This is a genomic window from Mycobacterium sp., from assembly GCF_035570115.1.
In the GTDB taxonomy this organism is placed as follows: domain Bacteria; phylum Actinomycetota; class Actinomycetes; order Mycobacteriales; family Mycobacteriaceae; genus Mycobacterium.
In genome coordinates, this window is record NZ_DATMLH010000322.1 from 1 (window position 1) to 6,413 (window position 6,413).

Here is a 6,413-nt window from a genome sequence, read left to right on the forward strand (position 1 = left end):
GGGCGGACCCGGTGGACGCGGCTGGGGCGGACGCGGCTGGGGCGGACCCGGTGGACGCGGCTGGGGCGGACCCGGTGGACGCGGCTGGGGCGGACCCGGTTGGGGCGGTCGTGGCTGGGGCGGCCCCGGTTGGGGCGGTCGTGGTTGGGGCGGCCCCGGCTTTGCCGGGTGGGGTGGCCCGCCGCCTCTGTGTCCGTTGGGGCTCTGCATCTGAGTCGTGCCTCGAGCGGACCACGGGACCTAGGTTGCAACTGAACCAAGACGGTCGCCTTGCTGAATAGATCGGCAAGGCGACCGTTTGGCCCATCGAACGCCGACTCACTCGCTGGGCCCGAACATCTCTGCACTTTCGGCACGCATGTCGACTTTGCGAACCTTGCCGGTCACCGTCATCGGAAACTCGTCGACGACGTGCACGTAGCGCGGGATCTTGTAGTGCGCCACCTTTCCGGTGGCGAAAGCGCGCACCGCGTCCGCATCGAGTGCTCGCCGTCCCGGCTTCATCCGGAGCCATGCACAGATCTCTTCGCCGTATTGGGCGTCCGGGACGCCGACGACCTGCGCGTCCTCGATGTCGGGATGGGTGGTGAGGAATTCTTCGATCTCGCGCGGATAGACGTTTTCGCCACCGCGGATGATCATGTCGCTGCGGCGGCCCACGATGTTGCAGTAGCCGTCGTCGCGCATCACCGCGAGATCGCCGCTGTGCATCCACCCGTCGGCGTCGATCACCTCGCGGGTGTTGGCCTCGTCACGCCAGTAGCCCAGCATCACCGAATAGCCACGGGTGCAGAACTCCCCGGGCTGACCGCGCTCGACGATGTCGCCGGTGTCAGGGTCGACGATCTTGATCTCCACATGGGGATGCGCCCGCCCGATGGACGCGGTTCGCCGCTCCAGGTCGTCATCGATCAGCGTCTGGCAGGAGACCGGCGACGTCTCGGTCATACCGTAGGCGATCGCCACTTGGGTCATATTCATCTCGGCCACACAGCGTTTCATGACCTCGACCGGGCACACCGATCCGGCCATGAGGCCGGTCCGCAGCGACGTCAGGTCGGTGCCCTCGAAGTCAGGATGACCGAGCAGGGCGATGAACATGGTCGGCACGCCGTACAGTGCGGTGCACCGTTCGGCTTGGACGGCAGCCAGGGTGCATGCGGCATCAAACCCCGGGGCCGGGACGATTATCGTGGCGCCGTGGGTGGTGCAGCCGAGGTTGCCCAGCACCATCCCGAAGCAGTGATAGAACGGCACCGGGATGCACATCCGATCGCCGGGGCCCAGGTTGAGCAGCTCGGTGGCGAAGAAGCCGTTGTTGAGGATGTTGCGATGCGACAGCGTCGCGCCCTTCGGGAAACCCGTTGTACCCGAGGTGTATTGGATGTTGGTCGGCTCGCGGTTGTCCAGGGCGGCCATCCGGGATCGCAGCGCGGCCACCGACACCCGCTCGGCGCGGTCACGCAGGTCTGTCCAGTCGCGGGTACCGATGAAAACGACCTCGCGCAGCTCGTTGGCGTTCGGACGTACCTCGTCCACCATCGATCGGTAATCCGAAGTCTTGAATGATGTCGCTGCGAGAAGCGTTCGAACCCCGGACTGCTTCAGGGCATAACCGAGCTCGTGTGTGCGGTAGGCAGGATTGATGTTGACCAGAATGGCGCCGATCTTCGCCGTGGCGTACTGCACGATGATCCACTCGGCACAGTTCGGCGACCAGACGCCGACGCGATCGCCGTGCTGCACGCCCAGCGACATCAAACCCCTTGCAGTCAGATCGATCTCGGCGTTGAGTTCGGCGTAGGTCCACCGCCGGTCCTGTGCGACGTCGACCAGCGCCTCGCCGTCCGGGTTGGCCGCGGCCGTCCGCTCGAAGTTCTCCCCGATCGTCTCCTCGAGGATCGGCGTGCTGATCGGCCCCGTGTCATAGGATTTCAGCGCTCAGCCCACCAGGTCTTCGTATCGGTACTCCGCCGAATCCGGTGTGCCGGCCACGTGTGTACGCTCTTCACGACGGCGTAGGTCCACTCGGCGGATCTTTCCCGAGATCGTCTTCGGCAGTTCGTAGAACTCAACCCGCCGCACCCTCAGATGCGGCGCCACCCGGTCGCGCACGAACTCCATGATCGTCCTGGCCGTCTCGGCATTCGCCGGCCAGCCGGCGGCCAGCGCAACGTAGGCCTTGGGGATCGCCAGCCGGGTGTCGTCGGGCTGCGGCACAACGGCGGCTTCCACGATCGCCGGATGCTCGATGAGCACGCTTTCCAACTCGAACGGCGATACCTTGTAGCCCGACGACTTGAACACGTCGTCGGTGCGGCCGACATAGGTGATCGACCCGTCGGCGTCGCGACGCGCGATGTCGCCAGTGTGGTAGTAACCGCCGGCCATCGCGGCGGCGTTGCGTTCCGGATCCTGGAGGTAGCCGGTCATCAGGTTGACCGGCTTGGCGCCCAGGTCGAGGCAAATCTCACCCTCGTCGCCGGGCTTCCCGCTGACCGGGTCGACGAGCACCACGGGTACGCCGGGCAGCGGGCGGCCCATCGAGCCGGGCTGCACCGGACGGCCCGGCAGATTGCCGACCAACAGCGTGGTCTCGGTCTGCCCATAGCCGTCGCGAATGGTCAGCCCCCACGCGCGTTCGACCTGTGCGATGACGTCGGGATTGAGCGGCTCACCGGCGGCCACGATCTCGCGCAGCGCAACGGGCCTGGTGCCCAGGTCCGCTTGAATGAGCATGCGCCACAGCGTCGGTGGCGCGCAGAACGTCGTCACCCCGGCATGACGGAGGTGATTCAGCAGCGCGGCGGCATCCAATCGCCGGTAGTTGTACACCAAGATTGTCGCCTCGGCGATCCACGGGGCGAAGACACAACTCCAGGCATGCTTGGCCCAGCCCGGTGAGCTGATCGCCAAGTGCACGTCACCCGGTCGCACCCCGATCCACGCCATCGTCGACAGATGCCCGACCGGGTAGCTGATCTGAGAGTGCGCCACCAGCTTGGGCTTGCTCGTCGTGCCGGAGGTGAAGTAGATCAGCATCTGATCGTCCACCGTGGTTCGCGCGGTGAACGGCTTGGCCCCGACGACATCGGCGGCGTCGGCGTAGCGATGCCAACCCGCATCGCCGGTGCCCACCACGACGCGGTGGTAGTCGCCGCCGACATCGTCGAACTTGGCGGTATCAGCGGCGTTGGCGATCACGGCCCGCACCCCACCGCGGACGATGCGGTCGGCAAGGTCGCTCGGTCCGAGTGCACCGGTGGCCGGCATCACCACCGCCCCGAGCTTGGTGACGGCGAGGGTGGATTCCCAGAGCTCAATCTGGTTGCCCAGCATCAGGACGACGCGGTCCCCCTTGCCGATACCGAGTTGCTCCAGCCACGCCGCCACCCGATCGGACCGGTCGGCCATCGCGGCGAAGCTGACGCTCTGCTCGCTGCCGTCTTCCTCGACAATCCGCAGCGCGGTGCGGTCGTTGCCTCGGGCGATGACGTCGAACCAGTCGGTGGCCCAGTTGAAGGCGCCGACCAGATGCGGCCACGAGAAGGTGGCGGCGAGCCGGTCGTCGTCGACCATGGCGAGGACTTGGTCACGCGCGGCGCGGTAACGCTCGGTGTTGCTCGCCATGGTATTCAGCATCCACCGCCCACCCGCATTGCGTGGCCACGCGGCCGAAGAATAGCATTCTCTTCGTCAGCGAATGAGCGTCTCAGGGCTCGGAACGGAGGGAGCTCGATTGACGGTGACCGAGACGTTGAGCGTACAGAAACCGCACGCCGGCGTGGTGCTGTTGCAGCTCAACCGACCCGAGCGACTCAACGCGATCAACGAGGTCATGGTCGACGAGCTCAAGGAAACTTTGGCCGCACTGGCCGCGGACACATCGGTCAACGCCGTCGTGCTCACCGGCGCGGGGCGCGGGTTTTGCTCCGGCATCGACATGCGTGACTTCGGCCCGGCGATACCGGAGGCGACAGATCCGGCCATAGACCGCCTGCGCTTCCAGGAAAGCATGGCCGCACTGCCGCAGGCGATTCGCGACATGCCGCAGCCGGTGATCGCTGCGGTCAACGGTCCCTGTGTCGGCGCGGGCTTGGCACTGTGCCTGGCGGCGGACATCAGGATCTGCTCGACCGCAGCAACATTCGGTAATGCGGCGATCCTGCTTGGCCTGTCCGGAGCCGAGATGGGAATGAGCTACTTCTTGCCGCGCATTGTCGGTGCCACTGTGGCCGCCGACTGGACGCTGACCGGCCGGATGGTCTCCGCCGAGGAGGCCGACCGTCGTGGTCTGGTGAGCGAACTGGTGGATCCCGCAGAGCTATCTCAGCATGCACTCGAAATAGCCATTCGCGTAGCAGAGCTCGCACCACTGGGCGTGCGACTGACCAAGCGAGCGCTGCAGGTCAACACCGATGCCGCAGGGCTGGGGCCGGCCCTCGAGCTCGAGAACCGCAACCAGGTGCTCAGCCACGCCACCGAGGAAGCGGCAGCCCGCAGGCAGACCTGGTCTTCGTGACCAATGATTGAGTAGCGAAAGGATGAACGGTGGCCTGGGATTTCTCCACTGACCCCGAATGGGCCGCGCAGCTCACCTGGGTTGACGAGTTTGTGCGCTCGGAGTGTGAACCAATCGATCTGATTGTCAAAGAGTCTCACGATCTCAATGACCCGGTGCGCCAGGCGCTGATCCCTCCGCTGCAGCAGATCGTCAAGGAACGCGGGCTGTGGGCTACCCATCTGGGTCCTCATCTGGGCGGGCCCGGACACGGCCAGGTGAAACTGGCGTTGCTCAACGAGATCCTCGGCCGGTCGGAATGTGCGCCGATCGTCTTCGGCTCGCAGGCTCCGGATTCCGGTAACAGCGAAATCCTGGCCCACTACGGCACTCCGGAACTCAAGCAGCGTTATCTGGAGCCGCTGCTGGACAACCGGATCGTGTCGTGCTTCTCGATGACCGAGCCACAGGGCGGCGCGGACCCGAAAGTCTTCACCACAACCGCGATGCAGGACGGCGATCATTGGGTGATCAACGGTGACAAGTGGTTTTCGTCGTTCGCATCCATCGCATCGTTCTTAATTGTGATGGCCGTGACCGATCCCGATGCCCCGCCCTACCAACGTCATTCGATGTTCGTCGTGCCCGCTGAGACGCCTGGCATCAACGTTTTACGCGACGTCGGCCTTGGCTACCAAGCCCTTGGCGGCGGAGGACGCGAAGGTTACGTCCGGTATGAGAATGTCCGGGTCCCGGACGATCACATGCTCGGGCCGCGGGGCGGCGCGTTCGTGGTCGCCCAGACTCGACTCGGCGGTGGCCGCATTCACCACGCGATGCGCACGGTCGGCTTGGTCCGGCGGATATTCGACATGCTTTGCGAGCGTGCGGTATCCCGCTATACGCAAGGCGACATGCTGGGCGACAAGCAGCTGGTCCAACAGATGGTCGCCGACTCGTGGATGGAGATCGAAGCGTTCCGGCTGCTGACCTTGCAGACAGCATGGAAGATCGACCAGCACAACGACTACAAGGCCGTTCGTGCCGACATCTCGGCGGTCAAGGCGATGATGCAGAAGGTATTGCACGATGTGTCGGCCCGTGCGCTGCAGCTACACGGATCGCTTGGCGTCACACACGAGATGCCGTTCGTCCAGCACCTGGTGGAGTCCTTCGTTCTGGGCCTGGCCGACGGGCCGACCGAAGTGCACAAGGTCACCTTGGCGCGGCTACTGCTCAAGGAGCACAAGCCTGCGCCCGACATGTTCCCAACTGAGCACTTGCTGCGGCTACGCGAGGCCGCGGAAGCCAAGTTCGCCGACAAGCTTGCCGGCGTTCCGCGTGGCTAACCGAGCAACTCGCCGGCTCGCGAGAGCAACTGCGGCAATGTCGGCGCCATCGCCTCTAGGTCTGGATCCGGTAATTGGCGCCGTCGATTGTGCTTGACGATCAGTGACCATGTGGCCGTCGACTTGAAGCAGGCCAGAGCTTGGAACCAATCTAGTTCCGGCACTTCACTTCCCAGCTCTTCGCGGTAGAGCGCCGCCAGCTCCGACACAGGCGGCGTCGCGTCAATGTATCGGGTGGGACGTTGGTAGGTCCTTGGGTCGCAATTGATCAAGAACCATCCCGCGTCGACACGCGGGTCACCGACCGACCAGATTTCCCAATCGATGACGGCGGTGATGCGGTCATCGACTGCCAGCAGGTTGCCCAGCCGAAAGTCGCCGTGCACCAAAGCGGGCGGCAAGGCCGGCGGCGTGCTGGATGTCAGGGCGGCAGCGACTTCCCGCCACCCCGGCGCCAGCGCGGAATCGACGGTATCCAGCGTGCGACACCACCGCTCGATCTCCGCGGACGGCCCGATCACCGGCTCGGACTCCAGACCCACGGCGCCGGGCGCAATGCGATG

General features: G+C 65.3%; 6 protein-coding genes. 3 read left to right on the top strand and 3 right to left on the bottom strand.

Annotated elements, in window-relative coordinates:
* Positions 1 to 214: hypothetical protein (locus VNW74_RS30065; RefSeq protein ID WP_325683720.1), on the top strand; the 214-nt coding region annotated here is incomplete at its 5' end.
* Positions 215 to 318: 104 nt separating this feature from the next.
* On the opposite strand, the gene VNW74_RS30070 is transcribed toward VNW74_RS30065, so the two are convergent.
* Both VNW74_RS30070 and VNW74_RS30075 read right to left on the bottom strand, forming a co-directional pair.
* The gene (locus VNW74_RS30070) at positions 319 to 1,938 is read right to left on the bottom strand and encodes an AMP-binding protein (RefSeq protein WP_325683730.1); all 1,620 of its coding nucleotides are present in this window, start codon (positions 1,936 to 1,938) and stop codon (positions 319 to 321) included.
* 3 nt (positions 1,939 to 1,941) lie between these two features.
* Positions 1,942 to 3,630 (bottom strand): AMP-binding protein, encoded by a 1,689-nt coding sequence (locus tag VNW74_RS30075; protein WP_325683722.1) that lies wholly within the window; start codon positions 3,628 to 3,630, stop codon positions 1,942 to 1,944.
* 109 nt (positions 3,631 to 3,739) lie between these two features.
* Here VNW74_RS30075 and VNW74_RS30080 point away from each other — a divergent pair, with 109 nt between their 5' ends.
* Both VNW74_RS30080 and VNW74_RS30085 read left to right on the top strand, forming a co-directional pair.
* Positions 3,740 to 4,522, top strand: coding sequence for an enoyl-CoA hydratase/isomerase family protein (locus VNW74_RS30080; protein WP_414686823.1), 783 nt, complete (start codon positions 3,740 to 3,742; stop codon positions 4,520 to 4,522).
* A gap of 29 nt (positions 4,523 to 4,551) precedes the next feature.
* Positions 4,552 to 5,850: an acyl-CoA dehydrogenase family protein gene (locus VNW74_RS30085; protein WP_325683726.1), complete on the top strand. Its 1,299-nt coding sequence runs from the start codon at positions 4,552 to 4,554 to the stop codon at positions 5,848 to 5,850.
* Here the strand turns inward: VNW74_RS30085 and VNW74_RS30090 are convergent.
* On the bottom strand, positions 5,847 to 6,413 hold a 567-nt coding region (locus VNW74_RS30090), incomplete at its 5' end, for a phosphotransferase (RefSeq protein WP_325683728.1). The two genes, VNW74_RS30085 and VNW74_RS30090, sit on opposite strands and share 4 nt — an antisense overlap.